The sequence below is a fragment of the Aeromonas sp. L_1B5_3 genome, from assembly GCF_963866575.1.
GTDB classification, from domain to species: Bacteria; Pseudomonadota; Gammaproteobacteria; order Enterobacterales; family Aeromonadaceae; genus Aeromonas; species Aeromonas jandaei.
The window spans coordinates 1-1,017 of the sequence record NZ_CAWMDN010000121.1; the positions used below are offsets into that span (position 1 = coordinate 1).

The following is a 1,017-nucleotide window of genomic DNA, read 5'->3' on the forward strand; positions in this document are numbered from 1 at the left end:
TTCCTTCAAATGCAAACAGCCCCTCGGCGTGAGGGGCTGTGAGAGGTCTTGTGTGTGCTGGTGGCCGTGGCTCAGGTGTGACTACTCCAATCCGGCTTGTCATTACTACCATGGTTGACGTAGGCCCCGACAATTACCCGTTGCCACTCGCCGACCGGCTGACCCACTGCATTACAGGCGCAGCGAAAGCGGGCGAAGTTAATCTCTCGCGGCAGGTACTCGCGCATATCGCGGGGACTGACAAAGAGCGAGGTTTTGTGCAGCACCGGGTTGGGCGCAACCAGTGGCCCGCCAATACGTCGCCCCTCCACATCGTGGGCATAGGCAAAGCCCGGCAGCATCAACTGCTGACTGATGAGCTTGGCAAGCCCTGGATGGGCACACATGGCCTCTGCCACGGCGGCCTGGCTAAAGCTGTCGGTAAATTCAATCATGGGTGATTCTCCCTTTCAGCAGGTGAACGGTAGGCCGCTGCCAGCAGCGCAAACTGTTCGACCAGGTAACTGATGCTGATTCCCAGTTCATCACTGACCCCATCACCCAGACGATGATGCAGGTGTGCCATGTCATCGGCGATACGCTGGGCTATATGGGCCGTTGAGCTCGGTGGTGAGCTTGTCACTGTCAGAGTGATGGAAAGGTTCATCACATCTCTCCCCAAGTGGCTTGCTCCCACAGTGACAGTCGAGTCAGCACGTCTTGCGCCAGCGCTTGCTGTAACTGCTGTAGTACCTTCACAAGCCGAGGTGCCTGCTCAGGGCTCCCGCTCCATTCACTCGATTGGTACAGGGCGCAGCAGGTGAATTTGTAGAGGGCAACCAGCTCGCTATCGGTGAGTGGTGCCTGGTGGTAACTGTGGGCAGGTTTAATCTGTCCCAGCTTGGTCGAGCAGTGCTGGCGTGGTTCCTTCTGCTCTTGCTGGCGTCCTAACTGATAGCGATGCCAGACTGCCCGCCGGTTGGCGAGCATCATCAACCGTACCAGCCGGTCTACCCGCCACGTCCAGGTACTGGTGAC

Annotated in this window: 3 protein-coding genes; all 3 read right to left on the bottom strand. The window is 58.3% G+C overall.

Annotated elements, in window-relative coordinates; translation table 11 throughout:
* Positions 1–71: 71 nt before the first annotated feature.
* Positions 72–434: a hypothetical protein gene (locus AACR93_RS14600; protein WP_024945026.1), complete on the bottom strand. Its 363-nt coding sequence runs from the start codon at positions 432–434 to the stop codon at positions 72–74.
* Positions 431–646: a hypothetical protein gene (locus AACR93_RS14605; protein ID WP_043851135.1), complete on the bottom strand. Its 216-nt coding sequence runs from the start codon at positions 644–646 to the stop codon at positions 431–433. The genes AACR93_RS14600 and AACR93_RS14605 overlap by 4 nt, the downstream gene beginning before the upstream one ends.
* Positions 646–1,017: hypothetical protein (locus AACR93_RS14610; protein WP_043851136.1), on the bottom strand; the 372-nt coding region annotated here is incomplete at its 5' end. The genes AACR93_RS14605 and AACR93_RS14610, both read right to left, overlap by 1 nt.

What these genes read in the sequence shown, in the direction of transcription:
- AACR93_RS14600 (WP_024945026.1), bottom strand. Translation starts at nt 434, where the DNA reads ATGATTGAATTTACCGACAGCTTTAGCCAGGCCGCCGTGGCAGAGGCC.
- AACR93_RS14605 (WP_043851135.1), bottom strand. Translation starts at nt 646, where the DNA reads ATGAACCTTTCCATCACTCTGACAGTGACAAGCTCACCACCGAGCTCA.